This window comes from Candidatus Aminicenantes bacterium (assembly GCA_026393855.1).
Classification (GTDB): Bacteria; Acidobacteriota; Aminicenantia; order Aminicenantales; family UBA4085; genus UBA4085.
This window is the reverse complement of the sequence record JAPKZJ010000062.1, coordinates 1-23,114: the sequence shown is the minus strand read 5'-3', so window position 1 is coordinate 23,114 and position 23,114 is coordinate 1. Positions and strand designations below refer to the sequence as shown.

The 23,114-nt window shown below is 64.0% G+C and carries 17 protein-coding genes; 10 read left to right on the top strand and 7 right to left on the bottom strand.

The window, feature by feature from the left end; translation table 11 throughout:
• Positions 1–543 precede the first annotated feature (543 nt).
• A complete protein-coding gene (glgA, locus tag NTZ26_06575) occupies positions 544–2,001 on the bottom strand; it encodes a glycogen synthase GlgA (GenBank protein ID MCX6560167.1) in 1,458 nt (485 codons plus the stop codon).
• Positions 2,002–2,079: 78 nt separating this feature from the next.
• Between glgA and NTZ26_06570 the strand changes: the two genes are divergently transcribed.
• The 8 genes from NTZ26_06570 (at position 2,080) to NTZ26_06535 (ending at position 11,491) form a co-directional block, all read left to right on the top strand.
• Complete coding sequence (locus NTZ26_06570; GenBank protein ID MCX6560166.1) at positions 2,080–2,472, top strand: (deoxy)nucleoside triphosphate pyrophosphohydrolase; 393 nt, start codon at positions 2,080–2,082, stop codon at positions 2,470–2,472.
• Positions 2,465–3,637 (top strand): class I SAM-dependent rRNA methyltransferase, encoded by a 1,173-nt coding sequence (locus NTZ26_06565; protein MCX6560165.1) that lies wholly within the window; start codon positions 2,465–2,467, stop codon positions 3,635–3,637. Before NTZ26_06570 ends, NTZ26_06565 begins: the two co-directional genes overlap by 8 nt.
• Positions 3,638–3,663: 26 nt before the next feature.
• Positions 3,664–4,161: a hypothetical protein gene (locus NTZ26_06560; GenBank protein MCX6560164.1), complete on the top strand. Its 498-nt coding sequence runs from the start codon at positions 3,664–3,666 to the stop codon at positions 4,159–4,161.
• Between the two features lie 8 nt (positions 4,162–4,169).
• Positions 4,170–5,570 carry an MBL fold metallo-hydrolase gene (locus NTZ26_06555; protein MCX6560163.1) on the top strand — a complete coding sequence of 467 codons (1,401 nt, stop codon included), beginning with the start codon at positions 4,170–4,172 and terminating at the stop codon, positions 5,568–5,570.
• Between the two features lie 74 nt (positions 5,571–5,644).
• Positions 5,645–6,937 carry an efflux RND transporter periplasmic adaptor subunit gene (locus NTZ26_06550; protein MCX6560162.1) on the top strand — a complete coding sequence of 431 codons (1,293 nt, stop codon included), beginning with the start codon at positions 5,645–5,647 and terminating at the stop codon, positions 6,935–6,937.
• Positions 6,938–6,957: 20 nt separating this feature from the next.
• A complete protein-coding gene (locus NTZ26_06545) occupies positions 6,958–8,535 on the top strand; it encodes a TolC family protein (protein ID MCX6560161.1) in 1,578 nt (525 codons plus the stop codon).
• Between the two features lie 72 nt (positions 8,536–8,607).
• Positions 8,608–10,140 carry a TldD/PmbA family protein gene (locus tag NTZ26_06540; GenBank protein MCX6560160.1) on the top strand — a complete coding sequence of 511 codons (1,533 nt, stop codon included), beginning with the start codon at positions 8,608–8,610 and terminating at the stop codon, positions 10,138–10,140.
• 16 nt (positions 10,141–10,156) lie between these two features.
• Entirely contained in the window at positions 10,157–11,491 is a 1,335-nt protein-coding gene (locus NTZ26_06535; protein MCX6560159.1) for a TldD/PmbA family protein, read from the top strand.
• Positions 11,492–11,977: 486 nt separating this feature from the next.
• Here the strand turns inward: NTZ26_06535 and NTZ26_06530 are convergent, their stop codons facing one another.
• The 4 genes from NTZ26_06530 to NTZ26_06515 are packed head-to-tail and all read right to left on the bottom strand — an operon-like array spanning position 11,978 to position 17,316.
• The gene (locus tag NTZ26_06530; GenBank protein MCX6560158.1) at positions 11,978–13,444 is read right to left on the bottom strand and encodes a trimethylamine methyltransferase family protein; all 1,467 of its coding nucleotides are present in this window, start codon (positions 13,442–13,444) and stop codon (positions 11,978–11,980) included.
• 2 nt (positions 13,445–13,446) lie between these two features.
• Complete coding sequence (locus NTZ26_06525; protein MCX6560157.1) at positions 13,447–14,103, bottom strand: corrinoid protein; 657 nt, start codon at positions 14,101–14,103, stop codon at positions 13,447–13,449.
• Between the two features lie 28 nt (positions 14,104–14,131).
• On the bottom strand, positions 14,132–15,907 hold the full coding sequence (locus NTZ26_06520; protein MCX6560156.1) for an ASKHA domain-containing protein: 1,776 nt from the start codon (positions 15,905–15,907) through the stop codon (positions 14,132–14,134).
• Positions 15,904–17,316 carry an amino acid permease gene (locus NTZ26_06515; GenBank protein MCX6560155.1) on the bottom strand — a complete coding sequence of 471 codons (1,413 nt, stop codon included), beginning with the start codon at positions 17,314–17,316 and terminating at the stop codon, positions 15,904–15,906. Before NTZ26_06515 ends, NTZ26_06520 begins: the two co-directional genes overlap by 4 nt.
• Positions 17,317–18,016: 700 nt before the next feature.
• Between NTZ26_06515 and NTZ26_06510 the strand changes: the two genes are divergently transcribed.
• A complete protein-coding gene (locus NTZ26_06510) occupies positions 18,017–18,781 on the top strand; it encodes a ParA family protein (GenBank protein ID MCX6560154.1) in 765 nt (254 codons plus the stop codon).
• A complete protein-coding gene (locus NTZ26_06505) occupies positions 18,762–19,613 on the top strand; it encodes a ParB/RepB/Spo0J family partition protein (protein MCX6560153.1) in 852 nt (283 codons plus the stop codon). Before NTZ26_06510 ends, NTZ26_06505 begins: the two co-directional genes overlap by 20 nt.
• Positions 19,614–19,951: 338 nt before the next feature.
• Here the strand turns inward: NTZ26_06505 and NTZ26_06500 are convergent, their stop codons facing one another.
• The gene (locus tag NTZ26_06500) at positions 19,952–20,656 is read right to left on the bottom strand and encodes a CDGSH iron-sulfur domain-containing protein (GenBank protein ID MCX6560152.1); all 705 of its coding nucleotides are present in this window, start codon (positions 20,654–20,656) and stop codon (positions 19,952–19,954) included.
• Positions 20,657–21,005: 349 nt separating this feature from the next.
• The gene (locus NTZ26_06495; protein ID MCX6560151.1) at positions 21,006–22,895 is read right to left on the bottom strand and encodes a hypothetical protein; all 1,890 of its coding nucleotides are present in this window, start codon (positions 22,893–22,895) and stop codon (positions 21,006–21,008) included.
• Positions 22,896–23,114: the final 219 nt, after the last annotated feature.

The following is a 23,114-nucleotide window of genomic DNA, read 5'->3' as shown; positions in this document are numbered from 1 at the left end:
GACAACGGTGGCCAACGCCCGCCAAGCCCGGATCGACTTGACCGGTTTCACGGCCACGGTGGGAATCAGGCTGAATCTTTTTTAAGGCCAGCAGACAGCTCCGCACCGGCGGCCTCGGGCCGGCCGGTGTGGGGTTGTTTTGGCTCTTCTCCCATCTCCGGGAAACATCTGTGGTTCGGGGTGTCGGCCAACGGCGAAACCGCGCGGGTTCCGGCTTTTTACGCCTCTCCGCGAGGGAAGCCGATCCTCGCGGGGACTATCGAAGCGACGTCCCTACGAGGACTGCGAAGCGCTGCGGCCGCCGAGGGCTGTTTGAGCACGCGATCATCTGACAGAACCGAAACGGAGTGGGTGGTCATGCAAGCCAGATTGATCGAATATGCGGAGTTCCGCCCTCGCGGGGACGGTCGGAACGACGTCCCTCCGAGGACTGCGAAGCGCTGGAGGCGCCGAGCGGAATAGCGTAAAAAGGAGTGGTGAACCCGCGCTGCCGGGACGACACCCCGGACCGCGTTTCCCGGAGTTAGGAGACGATCCTTTCTTTTACCCGGCGATCAGGCGTTCGTAAAGGGATAAGTATTCCCGGGCCGGCCGGCGCCAGGAAAAATCCGCCCGCATGGCGTTCCCGATGAGCGCTTCCCGATCCGGCTTCGCGGCCAGGGCGCGCAAGGCTTTGCGGACGGCCTCCAAAAGGGCGCCCGGCTCGGGCGCCTCGAACTTGAATCCCGTCCCGGTTCGCGGTCCCGGATCGTAGGCTTCGATGGAATCGTCCAGCCCGCCGGTGGCCCGGGCCACGGGGATGGCGCCGTAGGCCATGGCGATCATCTGGGTCAATCCGCAAGGCTCGTAGCGCGAGGGGATGAGAAAAAGATCGCTGCCGGCGAAGACCTTGCGGGCCAGCGCGTCATTGAATCCGAGGTGCAAGCCGAGGAACGAAGGGAATCGCTCCCGGGCGGCGCGAAGACCCGACTCCAAGCCCGCGTCCCCGGTCCCCAGCACGACGATCTGCACCCCCAAGGCGGCTAGGCCGGCCGTCGCTTCGATCAAGATGTCGATGCCTTTCTGCTCCACCAGCCGCGAAACCAGACCCAGGACGGGAGCCTCCCGGCGCAGCGCCGGCAGTCCGAACGCGGCCAGCAGGTCGCGCTTGCAGGCGGCCTTCCCACTCGGATCGGCGGCCGAGTACGGCGCGGCGATCAGCGGGTCCTTGGCGGGATCCCAGGCCATCGCGTCGATGCCGTTGAGGATGCCCGTCAAAGCGTCCGCCCGCGATCGAAGCAGACCGTCCAGCCCACAACCGTATGCGGGAGTCAGGATCTCCCGGCTGTAGCGGGGGCTGACCGTGGTGACGGCGTCGGCATACAGAATCCCGGCCTTCATGAAATTGACCTGACCCCAGTACTCCAGCTCTTCCATCCGGAAGAGACCGGCCGGAAGACCCACGGCGCCCAGGATTTCGGGCGGGAACAGCCCCTGGTAGGCCAAGTTGTGGATGGTAAACACGGTTTTGGTCCGGGCGAAGAAAGGATCGTCCCGGCCGGATCGCCGCAGATAGGCCGCAGCCAGGGCGGTCTGCCAGTCGTTGGCGTGGATGATGTCGGCTTCGAAAGGCAGGGCTTTGAGGGCTTCGAGCACGGCCTTGGAGAAAAAAGCGAAGCGTTCGCCGTTGTCGGGAAAATCGCCTGCCGGCGTGCCGTAAAGCCGCCCTCCGCCGGAGCGCTCGAAATATCGGTCGCATTCGACGAAGCAGACGGGGTAAGGGGTGGCCGGATCGGCCCAGACGGTCAGGGCCACGGTTTCTCCCTGCCAGGTCATGGGGTGACTGTCGAGAGCCTTGATCAGGGTTAGGCCCCTGGCCTTCACCTCGCCGTAAAACGGCAGGAACACTGCGACTTCCGCCCCGGCCCGGGCGAGCGCCGCGGGCAGAGCTTCGGACACGTCGGCTAAGCCTCCCGTCTTCGCATACGGGGACGCTTCGGAGGAAAGGAAAGCAACGTTCATAATTTCGGATTTTATCATAACGGGGGACCCCGGTCACCCGTTGCCAAAAAACGCCCGGTCCGCTAAGATGAGCTCGAGATGATGCGCGTCACGGCAGCGGTGATCGAACGGGAAGGCCGCATCCTGATCGCACGCCGCCGGGAGGACGACCATTTCGGCGGGATCTGGGAATTCCCCGGGGGGAAAGTCGAGCTCGGGGAAGAGCCGCGGGACTGCCTGCGGCGCGAAATCCTTGAAGAGCTCGAGCTGGTCATCGAGGTCGGGGCAAGCCTGGGGGAGTTCCCCTATGTCTCGCCGTCGCGATCCCTTATCCTGCTCGCGTTCCGGGCTTCCATTCTGGCCGGCGCTCCCGTTCTGCACGATCACTCTGAGATCGCCTGGCCGCGCCCGGGCGAGCTGGGCGCCTTTGATTTCGCCGAGCCGGACCGTCCGCTGGTCGACCGGCTCCGGGGGACGGCCGTCCATGGATGAATCGGCGGTCATCCTGCACCCGGGCAAGGACAAGGCCGTCCGCAACAGGCACCCCTGGATCTTCTCGGGCGCCGTCCGCCGGATGCCGCCGCTCGAGCCGGGTGAAATCCGACCCGTCCTGTCCGCCGACGGGGACTTCCTCGGCACGGCTTATTTCAACCCCAAAACCTCGATCGTCGGCCGGATGCTGGCCTTCGATCGGACGCCTCCCTTGGACGCCTTGCGGTCCTCCCTGCGACGGGCCGTGGCCATGCGCAAGACCTTCTTCGAGAGCCCGGACACGACGGCCTTCCGCCTGGTCAACGGCGAGGGAGACGATTGCCCGGGCTTGATCGTCGATCGCTATGCCGATCGGCTGGTCCTCCAAATTTCGACCTTGGGCATGGATCTCTTGCGAGACGTCGTCCTGGACGAGCTCACGGATCTATTGACGCCCCGCTCGATCTACGAAAAGTCCAACTTGCCGTCGCGCCGCGAGGAAGGGATTCCGCCGCGCGAGGGCCTTCTGCGGGGCGAGCCGCTCCAGCCCTTTGAAATCCTGGAGGACGGACTGCGCTTCCTCGTCGATATCCCGGCCGCCCAGAAGACCGGCTTTTACCTCGACCAGCGGGAGATGCGCCGCCTGGCCCGCCGGCTGGCGGCCGGCCGGCGCGTCCTCAACGCCTTTTCGTATACGGGCGCCTTCACCGTCGCCGCCTTGGCCGGCGGGGCGATCGCCGCGGACAGCGTGGACGTCTCGGCCAAGGCGGTCGCGGCGGCCCGCGAGAATTGCCTCCGGAACGGCTACGAGGGCGGGCATCTGGGCTTCCACGAGGCGGATGTCTTCGAGTTCCTGCGCCAACGACCGCTCGACTACGACCTGGTCGTCCTCGACCCTCCGGCGTTCGCCAAGCGGAAATCCGAAGTCATGGCGGCCTGCCGTGGATACAAAGACATCCATCGGCTGGTCTTCGAGAAGGTTCCTGAGGGAACTTTGGTCCTGACTTTCTCCTGTTCGTTTCACGTCGACGAGACGCTCTTCGGCCAGGTGGTCTTCCAGGCCGCCCGCGAAGCCGACCGCCGGGTCCGCATCCTGCAAAGGCATCATCAGGCCTTCGATCATCCGGTCAGCGTCTATCATCCCGAAAGCGATTACTTGAAAGGCCTGGTTCTACACGTCGGTTGACCGGCGGCAGGCGAAAAAGGACGGCCATGAACGCGACTCCGGCTTCCGATACTCCCTGGCCGGCCCTGACCCGTCGGCTTCGGACGGCCAAGACCGTCGGCGCATCGCTTTGGGGCGCCCTTCTCTTCGAACTTGTCGCCGTCGAGGCCGTTCGAGCCTCCGTCCGGCCGTTCTTCGGCCTGGCTCGTCTGGCCGGCAGCCGGACCATTTTCCGGTACGGGATCTATCTGGGCGCGGCCGCCGTCATCCTGGCCATCCGGATCCTCAACGGCCGTCGGCTCGGCCGGATTGGGTCGGAGCCGGACGAAGCGGCCCGGCGGAGGATTTTCTCAACCTCGGTCGCAAGCCTCGTCCTGGCGGATCTCCCGGCTGTTTTGGGACTCGTCCTTTTCCTGGCGGGAGGGTATAATCGCGATTTCTACGCCCTACTCTTCGTTTCGATGCTCCTGCTGTTCATGTATTTCCCCAGGGGTTCGGTCTGGCAGGCCCGTTTGACGGAGCCCGGCCGGACCTGCCCGTTTTGAGGTCGAACATGCGTTTGACATTTCTCGGCGCCGACAAACAGGTCACGGGATCCAGCACGCTCCTGGAGACGGAGGGACTCCGTTTGCTCGTCGACTGCGGCCTGTACCAGGAGCGGGCCTATCTTGACCGCAATTGGGAGCCGTTTCCGGTTCCCGCGGCCGGTCTCGACGCATGCCTCCTGACCCATGCCCATCTGGATCACTGCGGCCGCCTGCCCCGGCTGGTCAAAGAAGGCTTCGCCGGCCCCATCGTCGCGACCGGAGCCACCGCGGACGTAGCCCGGGTCGTGCTGCTCGACGCGGCCCATATCCAGGAAGAAGACGCGTCTTTTAAGAGAAAACGCCACGCGCGGGAGGGGCGGAGCGGCCCTCATCCCGAGATTCCGCTCTATACCGTGGACGAGGCCCGGAAGACCTTCCCGCTGTTCGCGCCGGCGGCCTACGAAAAGCCCGTCGATCTGGGCGGAGCGACACGCGCCGTTTTCTGCGACGCCGGCCACATCCTGGGCTCGAGCATGATCGAGATCCGATCGGGGGAGGGGAGCGGACGGCGGACCATCGTCTTCTCGGGCGATATCGGCCAATGGAACAAGCCTCTGGTCCGCGATCCGAGCCTGTTCGAGGAGGCCGACGCCGTGGTCATGGAATCGACCTACGGCGACCGCGATCACGACGATCCGGCGAGTGTCGAGGACCTCTTGACCCGCATCGTCCGCGAGACGGTCGCCCGCGGGGGCAACCTCGTGATTCCGGTGTTCGCCGTCGAGCGGGCCCAGGAAGTACTCTATGTCCTGGGCCGCCTGCTGGCCGCGAAGCGCATCCCGCGCCTCCTGACCATCCTCGACAGCCCGATGGCCGTCGAGATCACCGGCCTGTTCGGGCGCCATCGGGCCATCCTCGACGAGGAAGCCCGGGCCCTCTACCGTTCCGGCCGCGCGCCATTTGAATTTCCCGGCCTCAAGCTCTTCCGAACGGTCGAGGAATCCAAGACGATCAACGCGATCCGCGGCTCCTCGATCATCCTGGCCGGTTCCGGCATGGCTACGGCCGGCCGGATCAAGCACCATTTGCTGGCGAACATCGAGCGGCCGGAATCCACGCTGCTGTTCGTCGGCTACCAGGCCCGCGGCACCCTCGGCCGCTTGATCACCGAGGGGCGGCCCGAAGTCCGGATCAACGGCCGGACCGTCGCCGTCAAATCCCGAGTCGAGAGGATCCAGGGCTTCTCCGGCCATGCCGATCGGGGCGACCTCCTCCGCTGGCTGGGATCGTTCCGCAAACCTCCCCGCCGACTGTTCCTGATCCACGGCGAGGAGGAGGCGGCCGCGTCATTGGCCGGCCTCATTCGCGAGCGGCTCGGCTGGGATTCGCTCGTCCCCGGCTATGGCGAGAGTTTTGAGATGGATTGAGAAAGACCGGCGGAACGTCTTGCGCCGGGCCGGGCAAGGCGAGTAAAATACCTTCTTCACAAGCGAGGTCCTTCATGAACAAGGAGTCCGCGCCCGCTCCCGCGCCGGCGGCCAAACGCCGGGCGGGCAAGGCCCTCCGGATCATCGAGCTGTCCGTCTCGGGCGTCCTTATCGTCTTGCTCGTCGTCCTGATCTTCCGCTTTCACCTGCTGGGCGACGGGGAAGCCGACCCGACCGCGCGCTGGTCCGATATCACCGTGACCGAGGCCAAACTGGGCCCGCTGCGGGATTCGCTGTCCGTCGAAGCCACCGTTCAGCCGCTGGCCACCATTTACATGGACGCCGTTGAAGGCGGCCGGGTGGAGAAGATCTTCGTTGAGGTCGGCTCGGTCGTCAAGCAAGGCGACCCCATCGTCCAAATGGAAAATGCCAACCTCCTGATGGATATCATGAGCCGGGAGGCGGAGCTGTCCCAGCAATCCAACAACCTTCGCAACACCGGCCTGTCCATGGAGCAGTTCAAGCTCCAGCTCAGCCAGCAGCTGACCGACATTGACAACCAGATCCTCCAGCAGAAGAAGCTCTATGACCGCTATGCCGAGCTGGACAAGGACAATCTGATCTCGAAGCAGAGCATCGAGCAAGCCCGCGACCAATACGACTACCTGCTCAAGCGCAAGGATCTGATGGAGAAGAGCCAGAAGAGCGAGCTGGCTTTGCGCAACTCCCAATTCGAATCCCTGGAGCAGTCCCTGACCCGGATGCAGGCCAACCTGGATTCGGTCAAGCAAAAGCAGGACAACCTGACTATCAAGGCGCCCATCGCCGGCGTCGTCACGGCTTTGGCGGTCGAGATCGGCCAGACCAAGACGGCCGGCCAGCGCCTGGGCCAAATCGACGTCCTGAACGGGTTCAAAGCTACGGCCGCGATCGATGAGGAGAACCTGCCCCGGATCGAAGTCGGCGCCGCAGCCGAGTTCGATTACGACGGCCGCGTCTATACGCTCGACGTGCGGAAGATTTTCCCCGAAGTCCGGGAGGGCAAATTCCAGGTCGAGCTGGAATTCCGGGGCGAACGCCCCAAGGGCATCAAACGCGGCCAGACCCTGCACATCCGGATCGGCCTGGGCGAAGTGACCCAGGCCCTGCTCCTGCCGCGGGGCGACTATCTGAAGGCCTCCGACGGCGACTGGGTCTATCGGATCGACCAGGTCGCCGGCCAGGCCGTTCGCCAGTCCATCCGGATCGGCCGCCAGAACGCCGAAGTCGTGGAGATCGTCAAGGGCCTCAAGGCCGGCGACCGGGTCATCACCTCGGCCGTGGGCGCCTTCGGGGCGCGGGATACGGTCGTCCTCAAGGACAAGTAGGGAAGGAGGCCGGGCCCACCATGCGCCTGCACCGCCGCGCACTCTGTCTGCTCCTCGGACTCGGGATTCTCCCCCTGCGGGGCGCGGCCCAGGACCGCGAAGCCGCCATGTCGCTGGGCGCCTGCATCCTGGAAGCCCTCCGCAACAACCTCGGGGTCGCCATTGAGGTCATCAATCCCCGCCTCTCGGCCTTGTCATTCTCCTTCGTCAAGGAGAAATACATCCCCGCGATGTCCTTCGGCTTCAGCTCCTCCAACACCAGCTCGGCTTCGTTCTCCTGGATCGAGGCGGCCGCCCTGATTTCGTCCCAGGATCAAAACTACTCCGCCCAAGTCTCCGAGTTCATCCCCACCGGCGGCCGGGTGTACGCGACGCTGGGCGCCTATAAAAGCGAGAGCAACCGCAGCTTCCAGACGATCAACCCGCGCTACGGCAGCACCCTGACCTTCTCGGTCTGGCAGCCGCTGCTGCGCAATTTCGGCATCAACCTGAACCGGCGCGACGTCGTCGTGGCCCGCAACAACCTGAACATCACCGAGATCCAGTTCCGGTCCGTCCTGCAGAACACCATCTATACGGTCGAGCAGTCCTATTGGAACCTGGTCTACGCCGTCGAGGCCCTCAAAGTCCGCCGGCAGTCCCTGGATCTGGCCAAGGACTTGCTGGCCAAAAACACCCGCGAGGCCGAGGTCGGGACGATCGCCCCGATCGAGGTTCTCAACGCCGAGGCCGAGGTCGCCACCCGCGAGGCGGACATCCTGCAGGCCGAAGCGTCGGTCGCCTCCGGACAGGACTCCCTGGCCACCATCCTGAACCTGCCCCGGGAGGAGGGCCAGCCTCGGCTGGCCCGGATCGTCCCGATCGACCAGCCCGCCTTCGAAGCCCGGCCGCTCGACTTTGAAGCCAGCCTTCAGACGGCCTTGGAGAACCGAGCCGACTTGCAGGTCACCCGAATCGACCTGGAAAATAAGGATCTGACCTACGCCTACCTGCGCAACCAGCTTCTGCCGGACCTGTCGCTCAGCGCCTCCTATTGGAGCCCCGGCATCTCGGGCACCCAGATCCTGTACCAGGACAACGACCCGCTGACCAACGTGGTCATCGGATACGTGCCGGCCGGCGCCAAAGACAGCCTCCGCGACGCCTTCCGGCTGCGCTATCGCAACTGGTCGCTCAGCCTGAGCTTGAGCATCCCGCTCAACAACTACCTGACCAAGGACCATTTCACTCAGATCAAGATCAGCCGCGACCAGTCGGTCCTGCGGCTCAAGAACCTGGAGCAGCAGGTTTATCTGGAGATCAAGAATTCCGTCCGGGACGTCGAGACCAACTTCAAGCGGGTCCAGGCCTACCGGCTGGCCCGGGAGCTGGCCGAGAGGAGGCTCCAGGCGGAGGAGAAAAAGCTCAAGGTCGGGCTGACGACCAACTACCTCGTTCTGCTCAACCAGCGCGACCTGGCCACCGCCAAGACCAACGAGCTGAAGGCCCTCATCGACTACAACCTGTCGCTCTCGTCTCTGGAGCGGTCCCTGGGCACGAGCCTCGAGACCAAGGGCATCCGGATCGAGGACGTCATCGGGGGCGGCGCCGACCGTTGAGCGAGAAAAAGGCGAGGCCGGCCCGCATCGTTTCGCCCGGCCGGATCGTATCATCTATCTCAGGAGGTCCGCATGAGATACCGCATTCTTGACGGGGGCATACCCCGCCGCCGATTTCTCGAGCTGGGGCTGAAAGGGAGCTTCGTTCTCGCCGCCGGACCAAGCCTGCTCAAGAGCCTGGGAGCCGCCCAAGGCCGGGGATCCGGCGTGGCCACGGCCGTCGACCCGGGCCTGTTCAATCGGGTTCTCCGCAAGGGCTTGGAGAAGGGCGGCGATTTCGCCGAAGTGTACCTGGAAAAGCGGATTTCTCGAACGATCCTCCTGGAGGAGGGCAAGTTCAAGAGCGCGATCTTCGACATCAGCCGGGGCGCCGGTGTCAGGGTCCTGTCGGGCGACAAGACTGGATACGCCTACACCGACGAGCTGACGGACGACAAGATTCTGCGGGCGGCCGAAACCGCATCGGCTATCGCCCGGGGCGGCTTTCCCGCCAAGCCGGTCGACGTCAAGGCGGCCCGAAGGCCTTCTTACATAACCGTCCGGGTGCCGTTGCAGGATGTGGCCGACGAGAAGCGGCTGGACGTCATGCGCCGGACCCATCAGGCCGCCCTCGATTACGATAAGCGCATCGTCATGGCTTCGGTCAGCTATTATGACGAGATCCGCGGCCGGACGATCGCCAACTCCGAAGGCCTGCTGTTCACCGACGAGCTGCCGCTGCTGTTCTTCATCATCCAGACCCTGGGCACGGCGGGCGGCGCCTCGCACATGGGGCGGGAGCGGATCTCGGCCCACTCGGGGTTCGAGCTGTTCGACGGCGGGAGAGCGGAGAAGGCGGCCCGGGCTTGCGCCCGCGAGTCCATCGCCATGCTCCAGGCCAAGGACGCCCCGGCCGGCAAGATGGACGTGGTTATGCAGAACGGCTGGGGCGGGGTCCTGGTCCACGAAGCCGTCGGCCACCCGCTCGAAGCCGACAACATCGCCAAGAAAATCGGCTCCTTCACCGGCAAGCTGGGGAAGAAAGTCGCTTCGCCCGTCTTCAATATGGTCGACGACGGGACTCTGCCCGGATTCCGCGGCACGACCGATGTCGACGACGAGGGGACGCCGATGAAGAGGAATGTCCTGATCAAGGACGGCGTCCTCCAGAAATACATGACCGACATCCTGTCGGCCCGCCAGATCAAGACCGATCGAACCGGGAACGGGCGGCGGGAAAGCTTCCGCAATCGGCCCATCCCGCGCATGACCAACACCTTCATCGACAAAGGGACCTCGGCTCCGGCCGACATCCTGGCTTCGACCAAGAGCGGTCTCTATGTCCAGGGCTTGAGCGGCGGCAGCGTCAACGACGTCACCGGCGTCTTCAACTTCACCTGCCGCGAAGCCTACCTTATCGAGAACGGGCGCAAGACCCAGCCGGTCAAGGGCGCGACCCTGATCGGGTCCTGCCTGGAGGTCATCCAGGGCGTGGACGCCGTAGGCGACGACCTTGATTTCGGGCCGGGCATCTGCGGCAAGGGCCAGTCGGCCGAGGTCACGGCCGGCCAGCCCACGGTCCGCCTGCGGGGCATCAATGTCGGCGGCACGCGCGCCGCACGGTGAGGGAAGGAGAGACACCATGGACTTGAACGCCATCTCCGAAAAACTGATCAAAGCCTGCCTCAAGAAAGGGGCGGACGGGGCCGAAGTTTACATCGAGTCGGGCCGCACCCTCAGCCTCGAGGTCCGCAACGGCGAGGTCGAGACCGTCGAGGAGGCTTCTTCCCAGGGAGCTGGCCTGCGCGTTTTCTTAAAGGGCCGGATGGCCTTTGCCAGCTCGAACGACCTGCGTCCCGAGTCGCTGGAGGCTGCCGCGGACCGAGCCGTGGGATTCGCCCGCATCACCACCGCGGACGAGAACAACGTTCTTCCGGATGATCGGACGACGATCGAAGTGCCGGGCCTCTATGACCCCGCCATCGCCGGCGTCCCGCTGGCCCGCAAGATCGAGCTGGCCAAGACGGTGGAAAAGCTGGCCATGGCCGACAAGCGGATCAGCAAGAGCGGCGGCGCCGGATACGGCGAGGGGGAGACCGAGATCGTCATCGCCAATTCCCTGGGCTTGCGCAAAAGCCGTCGCGCGTCCTCCTGCTCCCTCGGTGTTTCGGTCGTGGCCGAAAAAGGCGAGCAGAAAACCGACGGCAGCGAAAGCTGCCAGCGGCGGTTCTTCGCCGACCTCAAAAAGCCCGAAGAGATCGCCGCCAAAGCGGCCCAGGACGCGATCGGCATGCTCGATCCGCGAATGGTCAAGACGCAGCGGGCGGCCGTCATCTTCGATCCCGATACGGCCGGGGCTCTCTTGGGCGGCATTCTGGCCGCCGTCCATGGCGAGCGGGTCCTGCAAAAAGCCAGCTTCCTGGCCGACAAGTTGGGGCGTCTGATCGCTTCCCCTCTGTTGACCGTCATCGACGACGGCACTCGCCCCAAGGGGCCGGCCAGCACCCCGTTCGACGGCGAGGGAGTGACCGTTCAGAAGCGCCTGATCATCGATAAGGGCGTCCTGCGCGGGTTCCTCTACAACACGGCAGTGGCCAAACGGGCCGGAACCAAGAGCACGGGCAACGCCTCGCGCGGCGGCTTCACCGGCCTGCCGGGCATCGGCCCCCACAACTTCTTTCTGGCCGCGGGAACGTCCAAGACGACCGACATCCTGGCTTCGACTAAGACGGGCCTGTGGCTCAAGGAAGTCACCGGCTATGGGATCAACCCGGTCAACGGCCAGTTCAGCGGCGGGGCTTCGGGTTTCTGGATCGAAAACGGCAAGGTCGCCTTCCCGGTCAAAGGGCTGACGGTGGCCGGCACGGCCGAGGAGATGCTGATGGGCCTCGACGCCGTGGCCGACGATCTCGACCTCGACAGGGGAGTGACCGGCCCGACCTTCCGGATCAAGAGCCTGCAGATCGGCGGCGAATAAGGAGCTTTTCGCCCAATTCCTGGCGGGGCGATTCGGGGTGTCGACCCGGCGGCGTCGGCCTCTTCTCGCTTTTTCCCACAGCTCTCCTCGGCGCCTCAAGCGCTTCGCGGTCCTCGTAGGGACGTCGCTTCGACAATCCCCGCGAGGGCGGAACTGCGCATTCCAGATCGCCCGGTCTTGGAGTCCGCCCACTCCATTTCGGTACTGTTAATTAATCGCGTGCTCAAACAGTCCTCGGCGGCCGCAGCTCTTCGCAGTCCTTGTAGGGACGTCGCTTCGAAAGTCCCCGCGAGGATTGGCTTCCCTCGGAGAGTTGTGGAAAAAGGCGCCGCCCTCGCGATTTCGCCGTTGGCCGATCTTGCTGCGTTGTTCCCTCGCCACAATCACGTCTATAGGAGGAACTATCCACGCAGCATGATACCGTTGCCCCCAACGGCACACCCCGAACCGCCTGACCGCCTCGGAATTGATCGAGAAGAAATGGCTTCATTCGAGCGGGGGCGGGAAATCCGCGACGCCGTTCGCGGCGGCGTCGGCCCGCATGATGCGCCGCAGCTCGGTTTGCAGCCGCTCGTCCACGGAGACGACCGGCTTGGCCAGGATCTTGACGACCTCCTCATGAGCCCGCTCGTCGATCGTCTTCCCGCCCGCCGCCAGCCAGGCGTCATACGTATCGCGGTCGGCCAGCTTGACGGTCGAATGGTCCTGCCGGTACCACTTCCGGGTATGATCCAGGGTCAGGAACGAGATCGCGGGATCGAAGTCCTCGAACAGATGGAGAGCGATCGGGTCCTCGCGCTGGACGATGCCCTTGATCAACCGCAGGGCCAGGCCGCAGATCTCGTCGTCGATGAGGAGCTTTTCCAGGCTGATGGTGCTCTCGTAGTCCATCATGCCGGGCCCGGAGACGACATTGATGCCGGCCAGGGCGGCCAGAACGGCACCTATCCCGGTCTCGTAGCCGGCCTGGGCGTCGTTGGTCTTGGCATCGCTCAAGGCCATATAGGCGTGCGTCGGCAGCTCCAGGCGCTTGCCCAGCTGGGCGTAAGCCATATCGATCATCATCGTCTCCATGGCCCCCATCGGAGTCGTCCCCTTGCGCATGTCGAAGCTCGAGGGCGAGCCGCCGAAGATGATCGGGGCGCCGGGAGCGGCGGCCTGGGCGATGGCCAGGCCGGCCAGGTTCTCGACGACATGCTGGACGAGGGTGGCGGTGATCGTAGCCGGCGAAGCGGCGCCGGTCATGCCCATGGAGATGAGCTCCGAGGGGATGCCCGCCCGGGCGCAGTCAATCAGGCTTTGGGCGGTCAGGTTGCTCCACTTGAGGGGAGGGGAGGGGCAAGCGTCGAAGATGGCCAAAGGCCGTTTGCGAAGCGCCTCGGAACCACCCCGGACGGCGGCCAGCATCTCGCGCATCGGTTCGAAGCCGGCCACCCGGAAGGTGCCCGTGACGATCGGCTTAGCCGAGAAAAGCAGGCCGACATATAGCCGGAACGAATCGGCCAGGATCTCGGGGATGTCCCGGGCGACCAGCCCGGTGCTTTGAAGATCGAGGTTCGCACAGGCGTCGGCCACCCGGACGAAGTCGACCAAGTCGGAGGTCGTGGGCGTCCGTTCGCGCCGGGTTTCTTGGTCGAGGATTCGGACGCCGGCCGAGCCCGGATCGAAATGGACCTCGTCCCCGCCCAGGGTGAATTCGCGTCCTCCCGTGCGGTCGGCCAGGGTGATCGTATCCGGCGTGTGGCGCAGGAGGCCTTCCATCAGGGAGCGAGGGATGCGGACCCGTTCCCTGGCCTCATCCAGTTCCGCCCCGGCCGCGCCCAACAGGCGGCGGGCCTCGGCGTTCTCCACGAACACGCCGGTCTTCTCCAGGATGGCGAATCCTTCGTCGATGATCCGGTCGGCCAATCCGGCCGACAGCAGGTTGGCTTGGGGGCGCAGGGCGGGAAACACGGCTATTTCCCTCCCAAGACCGATTCGGCGGCCCGGACGGCAGCCACCGCGTTTTCGCCGTAGCCGTCCGCCCCGATCTCGGCCGCCCACTTGGCGGTCACCGGAGCGCCGCCGACTAGGACCTTGAAACGGTCGCGCAGGCCCCGCTCCCTCAGCCGGTCCATGAACCGGCGCTGGGCGAGCATGGTCGTCGTCAGCAGGGACGAAAGACAGATCAGGTCCGCCCCGGCCTCGACCGCGGCGTCGATGAACCGGTCGAGCTTGACGTCGGCGCCCAGGTCGAGGACGTCGAATCCGTTGGCCGAAAGCAAGGATGCGACGAGGTTCTTCCCGATATCGTGGATGTCGCCCTCGATCGTCCCGATGACCGCCTTGCCCTTGGCCAGACCGGCGGACGGCCCGGCGGCCTCCAGGGCCGGTCGGAGGGCGGCCATCGCCGCCTTCATGCCCTCGGCGCTTTGGATGAGTTCGGGCAGGAAATAATCGCCGCACTCCCACAGCTCGCCGACCTTGTGCAGGCCGGGGACGAACCCGAGGGCGATGATGTCATGGACGAGGAGACCGGCGGCCAAGCCTTCGGCGGCCAGCCGGGCGGCGGCCTCCCGATCGCCATCGATGAGGGCTTGGGCCATGCGGCCATAGAGGGGATGATCGGACATGCGGGCTCCTTTCGGCGGCGCTAGGGCCTCAGCGCCACGGCTTGAACTCCAGGCTTTCGACGAATTGGGATTGGAAGTCCTCGCCCCGGGCCAGCGAGACATGCCGGATGCGGCCGGCCAGGGACTCGCAACGGGCTCGTTCCCCGGCCGAGAGAAGCAGGATTCTCGCCCCGGCCAGCGAGGTGTTGCCGACAAACCGGATCCGGGCCGGGTCAACCTCTGGGATGAGCCCCAGGCGGGAGGCGTTGCGGACGTCCAGGGTGCTGCCGAAGGCGCCCGCGACACAGACGCCGTCGAGATCCCCGGTCGCGAGTCCGGCCTCCGCCAAGAGCATGTGCAGGCCGGTCTTGACGGCCGCGGCCGCCAATTGGACCTCACGGACGTCCTTCTGGGACAGGGCGATCCCCGGCGCCACCGGGATCGTCCGGCCGGGCGCGAGGACGGCGCCGGAAGCGTCGATCCAGCCTTGATCCAAAGCCACGGCCAAAATGTCGATGAGGCCGCTGCCGCAGATGCCGGCGGCCGGCCGGCCTCCGATGACACGTAGGTCCAGACGCCCGTCCCGGAAGGCCGCCGCGTGGACGGCGCCGGGACCGGCGATCATGCCGCAGCTGAGCGACATCCCCTCGAAGGCGGGGCCGGCCGCCGTCGACGTACAGGTCAGCCGGCAACCGTGCTTGAGGACGATCTCGCCGTTGGTCCCCAGGTCGAGGAAGAGAACCTCGTCCGGACCGCTTTCGATATCGACCGCAGCCAGGCCGGCCGCGATGTCGCCTCCGACGAAGCTCTTGATCGCGGGCGCGAAATAGACCCGTCCCTCCGGATTGGCGGCCGAACCGACCGGCCCGGCCGGAAAGGCGGGAAGCACGGAAAAAAGCGATTGGAAGGGCGCCACGGCCAGGCCGTCCACCGGAAGCCCGAGGGCCAGATGGGCCATGGCGGTATTGCCGGCCACGACCGTCTCGTAGACCTCGGAGGCTTCGCGGCCGGACTGTTCGAGCAGCCGCAGGAGAAGCGCGTTGATCGTCTCCCAGGCCGCCCGGCGCAGGCCTTTGGCCTGCCCAAAGTCCGCGTGGGCCGCCGTGACCCGGGTGACGACGTCCGCCCCGAATCGGACTTGCCCGTTGAGCGCCGCCTCGGCGGCGATTGTCCGTCCGGTCTCGAGATCGACCAGCTCGGCGGCGACCGTCGTCGTGCCGAGATCCACGGCCAACCCAAGCTGGCGGGCGGAAGTGTCTTCCGGCTCGACGTCCAGCAGGGACCGGCCGTGGACGACGGCGGTCAGGACCCGCGACTCGTCGGCCGGGGAAGATGCCGCCAGGCCGCGCATGGCGGCGAGGGAGGCCTCGAGCGCGGGGTCCGGCAGGAGGGACAACAGCCGGTCGAGGTCGGAGCCGGGGTCTTGGAGCGACGCGGCAGGAGGGCGGACGGCATACTTGCGCAGCGGCGGATCGAGCGAAACCGGGCGCCGAAAGCCTTCGCTAAGCGCCGGGACGTCGGAAATCGCGGGGACCAGCGACGCCTCCGGGACCGCGATCGTCAAAGGGCCCTGGACCGATATCCGGCAGGCTAGGCGGGCGGCGGCGGAAGCGCCGCGGCGGGCCAGGACGGCGGTCTCCGAGGGATCCGGCAGACCGGCGTCGCCGGACTCGATCTCGACCAGGCATTTCCCGCAGACGCCCCGCTTGTGGCAATAGAGGCTGACGGGATATCCCGCTTCGCGGAGGGCATCGGCCAAATTCGTTCCGGCTTCGATATCGACCGCGGCCCCCTCGGGCCGGATGGTCAAGCGATGGCGGCTCATGCGAATCCTCCTGGAGGGGCGTCCGGGACGGCGGGCGGGCGCCGGGATAAGCGCCGCAGCCAGATGAAGTAGGCCGGCAGCCCGAGCAGGGAAACCCCGGCCGAAGCGGCGGCCAGGCCCGGGCGCGTCGAGGCGCTGAGGAAGAAGATAGCCAGGTTGACAAGGGCGAAGAGACCGGGAACGAGAGGGGATCCCCAAGTCCGATAGGGGCGGGCAAGCTCGGGCCGGCGCTTCCGCAGCCACGGGACGGCCAAGGCGGTGGCGGCGAAGAAGATGGTCAAGGCAAAAACGACGAACTCATAGAGCCTTTGGAATCCGCCGGTCAGGCAAAGCAGGGCAGCCACGGCCATCTGGACGACCAGGGCCCGGGCGGGAAGCGCCGTTCGGGGATGAACCCGTCCCAGAGCGCGCCAGAACAGGCCGTCGCGAGCCATGGCGAACGGGACGCGGGCGCAGAAGAGGATATTGGCGCTTAGACAGCCTAGGACGGAGACCGCCACCAAGACGGCGAATCCGGTCGCGGCGGCGGGGCCGAATAGCCGCCGGGCGGCGGTCTCGCCGATCCGGACGACACCCCGCATCTCCGCAACCGGAACGGCCAGGTTGTAGACGATGTTGCTGAGGATATAGAGAGCCGTGATAATCAGGGTGCCCAATCCGAGGGCGGCCGGCAGGGTGCGGCCGGGACGCTTGATCTCCTCGGCCGTGCAAGTGACGGAATACCAGCCGTCGTACGTCCAGAGGACGGCGAGGAGCGCCGCCCCGAACCCCGCCCATCCGATGGGAGCCGAGCGAAAGGCGCTCCCGATCGAAAAGCCCGAGCTTGGCGCAAGGGCGACGGCTAATCCGGCCGCAATGAAGACCGCCAGGCCGGCCATTCGCAGGACAACCAGGGAGCTTTGGAAGCGCATCCCGGCCCTCAGCCCGACGAGGTTCAACCCGGAGACGATGATGACGGCGCCGGCGGCCAGAAGGCGGGGGAGCGTCAAGGCCAGCGACAGGCCGGCCGGGCCAAGTTGAACGAGCACTCGGGTCCCGGAAAGAGCAGGGGCGAAGGGGCTAAGGGATTCGATCAATGCGGCGGCCAGGGCCGCGACGCCGCCGCATCCGACAATCCAAAAAAAGCTCCAGCCGTAAAGAAAGGCGGGAAGCTTGCCGTAGGCTTCGCGCAGATAGACATACGGCCCTCCGGCGCCCGGGAAGATCGTCCCGAGCTCGGCGAATGTCAGGGCGCCCATCAGCGTGATCACTCCGCCGAGCAGCCAGGCCAAGAGGAGATGGAATGAGGAAGGGCAATCGGCCGCCATCAATCCCGAGGTCATGAAGATGCCGGAGCCGAACACAGAGCCGATGAGCAGGAAGACGGCATCTCCAAATCCAAGCTTGCGGCGCAGCGCTGAGATGGCCATTGTCTTATATATTATTGATTATATTATAATTACATTGTTTTTATCGTGTGATAAATGAGCCATTTTCCCTCGTCCGCCATCTTACGAAATTCTGGACGACAAAGCAATGCGCAAACGATTCCGCGGCAAGCGCTTTATCTGGAATGCCCCCGTCACGTCTCGGGACGAGGGAGGGATGGGGGAGTCGCGAACGATACCGGACTTGGCTTTCATCGCCGCAGCCTGAACTTCACGACCGGCGGCGGAGGATGTCGCCCCCATCTTGGGTTGCCGATCGGGCTTTGTCCAGGCGAGTCATTCCGCAATCCAGTGATCCGCGAACCGCCGCTTAAACCCAGTCCGCAAATCGATGAGCATAGATTATATTGTTGCCGCGGAAAACGCCGGCTCGGCTCATGACGAAAATGATCGACATGGAAGCCGTTGAGAATCCAACTGAACCTGCGCGATCTAAGCAGGTCGTCGCCGACTGACAACGCACGCCGAATAGGATCGCACCGTCGATAGATTCCTGCCTCTGTAACGAAAGCCGTTTCGATTCCCGCACAACCAGGCCGTCGGCTGGCCGACATCATCATATTATTTTTATTATCAACAACATATAGCTATGTCGGCCGGCCGACATTATTCTCAATGAACGCTTGCATTCTTCATCGAATCGCGTTAAGTTATGGAGCGTTCGATCGGGAGGCTTCATCAAGTGATCATCACCGTCACCAATCAGAAGGGCGGCGTCGGGAAGACAACAACAGCCGTAAACTGCGCCGCTGCGCTGGCCCTAGCCGGGAAGAGGGTCCTGCTAGTGGACACGGACCCGCAAGGCCACAGCACGATCTCTTGCGTTCGCGAACCGGAAGCTTTGGCTCAATCGCTGTATGATGTCCTCAGCCAGAACAAAGTATCGATCGAAAATGTCATCGCCAAGTCGACGGTGCCGGGCTTGGACGTCGCCATCTCGCGCATCTCTATGGCGAAGCTCGAGACGGCGTTGATCGGAGAGATCGACGGGCATTACCGACTGCGCGATGCTCTGGCCCCCATCCGTCCTCAATATGACTACATGCTGATCGATACGCCGCCGACTCTGGGGCTGATCACCCTCAATGCCCTGGTTGCCGCATCGCATCTTCTGATTCCGATCCAGAGCTCATACCTCTGCCTGGAGGGGACCGACGATCTTTTGGAAACGATCGAAAAAGTCCGCCGGATCGCGAATCCTCAGCTCGAAATCCTGGGTGTCCTGATCACTTTGCATGACACAAGGACCAATCTGGCTCGCGATGTCGTCGAGAGAATCCAGGCCGTCTTTGGAGAGAAGGTCTTCAAGTCGCATATTTCGAAAAGCGTCAAAATCGAGGAATGCCCGGCTTATAAGGAATCGATATTCACTTATGCCGCCTCGTCGGTCGGCGCCCTGCAATACCGTCAAGTCGCGGAGGAGATCATTGAGCGGACAAAATCCTAAGCGCTCGGGCCTGCCCACCGCGATCGGGATGCGGCACGACACCCATTTCGTAGACTTTATCTCAAAAAAGAATGCGGCGCCCCTGATCCGCATGCTTCCCCTGGCCAAAATAGCGCCTAACCCGCACCAGGCCAGATCCTCGCTGGGCAACATTCAAGAGCTGATGGTCTCGATCAAGGCCAAGGGAGTCCTGGAGCCGATCATCGTCCGTCCGAAAGGGGATGTCTACGAGATCATTGCCGGCGAGCGCCGATACGTTGCCTCCAAGAACGTCGGGATGACAGAGATACCGGCCATCGAGATGATCGTCTCGGACAGCGAAGCGATGGAGATCTCGCTGATCGAAAACCTGCAGCGCAAAGATCTGGATCTCTTCGAGGAAGCCGATGGACTAAAGGCCTTGATGGAGATCTACGACTACAGCCACGCCCAGATCTCGGAAAAGATCGGAAAGGCCCGCTCCACTATCACCGAGATCATCAATATCAGCAAGATTCCGGCGGACATCAGGGCCGCCTGTGCCGAGTCAGGCAGCGAAAAGAACCGCAGCCTCCTGATCGAGCTGTCCAAACTGAAGGACGCGGACGAGATGAAAGCCCTGCTCAAGGAAGTCCAAGACAGGGGCTTGAAGCGCGAAGATACCAGGGATCTGACGAAGGAAATGAAGGGCAAGGATGGCGCCGCTAAGCCCAAGCATTATGTCTTCAATTACAAACCCAAGGAAGATCGCTCTTACCAGATTAAGATCGAATTCAAAAAAGAAACGGTCAGCCGCGCCGAGATCATCAGGGCCCTGGAAGACTTGTTGCAAAAGCTTAAATCCGCTCGGTAATCAAATCTTTCTACCTAAGAATCACGACGACAGGACGTCGCGAGAGTTATCGTCCTTCGATTTCGATACGAAATCGTTCAAATCTCAGTTTTAGCCGAATTTGATTTGGCGCCCTTATTTACTAGTTGACATAATATATCTTATGCGACTCACTATAAGAATTACAATCAACTTATTAATAATAAACATTTTAAGGATTTCAAACGTCTGTGGATATCGTTACTGACGATATCTTGTGCATCTGTGGATATCGAGGCCCCACCTGTCGACGGAGTTTCGCCCCTATTTCTCTACCTGATGATAAAAACGATCGAGATTCCGCCCGGCATCGCCAAGGCCTAGGGCTTATCGGGTTCCTTGCCGAACCGGCATTTAAGGTGCGTGCCATCGCAGAGCGGCTTGTTCTCGGATAGCCCGCATCGGCATAGGGTCACCCGATTGCGCGCTTCGTATCCTTCCCCGCTCGCGCTTTCAATTGGCACGCCCCCCTTGACCCATATCGGACCCAGCCCATGATGGTAAGTATCCCGGATCAGCCCGATGGACGGCGCCAGATCCGGCTCCAGAGTTCGGCCGGTTTCGTTGTTGATGGCCGTGATTCGTCCCGATGGGCAGTTCGCGGCCGACTCGACGGCGACTCGCTTCTTTTCCGGATCGCCCGATTCCTCGGTCAGCGTCCAGGCGTCGCCCTGCCGGTGGCAGAATCTGGCGATGGCGCACAAGCAAGGCACGTCGGCCAGGCTCAGGGCGGGCCCTTTGGTGACTTCGGCGACCTCGGGCTTGATGGCTAAGGGCGCCGTCTCGGTTCCATTGAACTCCTCTTTGATATGCGTCCCATCGCAAAAAGGCGCATGGCCGGTCTTCCCGCAGCGGCACAAAGAAAACGTTTCCGAGGTCTTGATATCCTCGCCCCTGGCCCAGCCCGCGGGCTCGCCGTCCGCTCCCAGGATCATCGTCTCCTCGGCCAGCGGCAGAGATCCCTTGACGAGGATGGGGCCGTTTTCCAGAATCCTGATGCTCCGATTTCCAAAAGCTTTTTCCATAAGATCCTCCGAGTCGCTCTTTACGACTTCATTTTATCGATCTATCGTAATCATGGTCAGCGCTTACGTCAATCTCGTCTGTGTATCTCACCGCATCCGCAAATCACCGATCCTTCCCAGCCGCCAGCGCCGGCTGGAAAAATACCAGCCCGTTTTGGCTCCCCTGGCCGGTTGATAAGTCGCGGCTCCAACCCCCGATTTTCAAATCGAGGTCATCAGCGCCGCTCAGTATTACCCCTGCCAATACCCCGGGCTCGGCTTCCGCCCCGGCGGTTCGACGACGGGGTTGCCGTCCTCATTCGCGAAGCGAAAGAGGGCCGGCTTAAGCCCGGGGTATCGAGCGGATTTGTTATCGATAAAGGGCCGCGACGAACGGCGACTCGCCGAGCTTCTCTCCGGAAGCCGAGAACGCCGCAACGCGATACCAGAGATCCTGGGGCTCACCCCGCATCCGATCCAGCCAGATCAGGCCGGCCCCGTCATTCGGCGCGCGCAGAACGGCGATCGTCGTGATTTCCCCCTCGGAGCCGATCCGGCGTGAAATGCGGTATTCCCCCACCCCCAGCCCCCGCGGATTCGAGACCGCCGTCCGGATCGTGACCAGCGTCTGAAGGCCCGTCGGCAGAACGAGAAGCCGCGCTTGCGGATGAACGTCGAGCGTTATCCCCGTCACCTCGACGATCCGCTCCGCTTTCGCCGTCCAACCGGCCGCGTCGGCGACGTTGACCGTCAGCACGTGCCGCCCGATCGTTTCGCCGGCCAGCGCCCATTCGAAATCGCCATTGTCCCGTTCCCGACGCGACTCAAGCGTCGGTGGGACGGAGGTTCTTGTCCAGACGATCCGCCCATCGATGGCCAAGCTCAAATCTCGGACATAGAAGTTGTCGCGGCCCTCGAAGGAAATCGTCACGGAGGGCACGCTTAGGAGAGCCCCTTCCGCAGGAGCCAACACAGCCGCTCGGGGCGGATTTCGATCGAAAGCGAACCGGATAACGTCCTCCCAAGGCGGTATTCGCGAGGCCCCGCCGTTTGTCCAGACGTCAGCCCGCCAAGCCCAGCCCTCCAGCTGATCTCCTCCGCCCCAGGGATCGGGTTGCGGCGCCGGATTCCACAGCCAAAGATAATGATCCGTCAAAGGGCCCGACCAGGTGACGGACCATGGGACGTCGGCTTCTCCTGGGTCGCTCCAGCGCCAGAAACGGGCTTCATGCTCCCCCGTACTGCCCCACTCCGGATGCAGGATCGTGACCCGCAGCTCGACGGGCGTTTTATAAACGGTGTTGTTGACGGGCGTATGGATGATGATCGTCGGGATGTCCGCGGCGGGGACCGTCTCTCGACCGAAGTTCGCCAAAGCGCCTTTATCCCTGGCGCTCATTCCGGCCGTGGCCAGCCAGGCCTTCGAGGGGTGATCGGCCGCCCGTCGCCTCAATTCCGCGGGTTGGTCGTCGTCAGCGCCGGCCCAGACCTGCATCCAGACGGCGGACTCACCCGGCGCTAATCGGATCGGGTATCGCCAAACCACCCGTTCGATGGACTCCCCGGCCCCTGCCTCCCCTGTCGCAGCCGCGGAAGCAGGCCCTTCCTTCCTTACGAATGGAAGCGATTGGCCGTCCCGCCCGGCCAGGACAAGAACCCAGGCCCGGCCGGATCCAGGCTCTCTAAATCCGACCCCGAAGGCATCGTTGCCAAGACCTAGTCCGGACGGATTCTCGACCGCCTCGCCGATCAGTTCCAGCCCCGACCGGAGCAAGCCGTCGGCGATGAACTCCATCTCCCCCTCCAGCGCCTCCGCCGTCGGATTGCGGACCGTCGTCAACCAACGCACCATATCGCCGATCCCCGGAGAAAAAACCAGACGCCGGACTTCCCACCGGCCCAGCCGTTGGGCCGGAAATACGGCCGATCCCCCATTCTCCACGATTGCGGGCGCGAGGCTGTCGTATCTTAGGAACGGCGTCGATCGCCCGCCTTGGGACTCCCTTAGCCGCACTTGTCCGATGGATGCTCCGCTGTCCTTCGGGGCACGCCCGGCCGGGCCGATTTCCAAGGCCCCGTCCGCTCCGCCGAAGCGGCCGGCTTCAAGCCGGATTGCCCATCCCGGGCCGTCGAATCGACCGGCCAAGACGGCTTCTTGTGCCGTCGTCCGGATGCCCGCCCCGACGCCGTTTCCGAACAAACAGGCGAGACTCCAAAGCCCCAGCCCGCCCAGCGACCAAAGGAATTGTCGGCTTCTCATGGGAGTCCCCCTCGTAGCTTGGGCCGACGAACGAAAAATATCCGCCGCTGCGCCAACTACTCATCAATGATAGCCGAGCCGTCCGGTTGCCGTCAATCTTCAGAAGCCCGCGCAGCATCAGGCCCAAGAGCCGCGACGGGAGCTTTCGCTCTTCGGGCGACGGCTTGGCTTTTTCCGGAAACGGGAGAAAAAAGGGCTCATCTCCCGGAGATGGGAGAT